The sequence below is a fragment of the Streptomyces griseorubiginosus genome, assembly GCF_001514195.1.
Taxonomy (GTDB): domain Bacteria; phylum Actinomycetota; class Actinomycetes; order Streptomycetales; family Streptomycetaceae; genus Streptomyces; species Streptomyces griseorubiginosus.
In genome coordinates, this window is sequence record NZ_KQ948748.1 from 162,387 (window position 1) to 162,926 (window position 540).

Here is a 540-nt window from a genome sequence, read left to right on the forward strand (position 1 = left end):
GGCGGCGGTGGTCGCGTGGGTCGAGGTGCATGGCGGTTCGCCGCTGGACTTTTTGCTGCCGGCTCATCTGGCGGCGCTGTTCGTGGGCACCCAAGGCCCCGATCGGAACCTGTGGGTCGCGCCCTGGCTGCACCAGAGGGTGCTGGCCGAGGCGCTGGGCAGGCTCCCGGCGCTGCCGGCGAGCGAGCCGGTGTACTTCGGGATGTTTGTGCCGGACGTCCCTGTCGCGGCGATTCCTGCGGCGGCCAGGGAGTTCGAGACGGCGGTGCGCAGTCCAGAGGCGGCGCTCGCGGAGCTGGACACGCGGGAGGCCGGGCCCGGCATGCGGCGGGTCGTCGTTCAGGTCAACGGTTCGCCGGCACGCGATGTGTCGTTCGCCGCGGTACGCCCGGGGCTGCGGCAGGTGATGTTCCCGTGGGCCACGGACCTCGTCGTCACGTCGCGGGAGTGGCGGACGGACGGTGACGGGCAGCGGTACGAGTTCGTCGTCGCCACCGGCCGCACCGCGGACCCCCGCCGGACCCCAGGCGCACCCGCCGG

At 73.7% G+C, this 540-nt stretch carries 1 protein-coding gene; it reads left to right on the forward strand.

The genetic code is table 11. The annotated features are described in order from the left end of the window. A partial coding sequence (locus AQJ54_RS40450) for a hypothetical protein (RefSeq protein ID WP_159055637.1) occupies positions 1-540 on the forward strand: 540 nt, incomplete at both ends.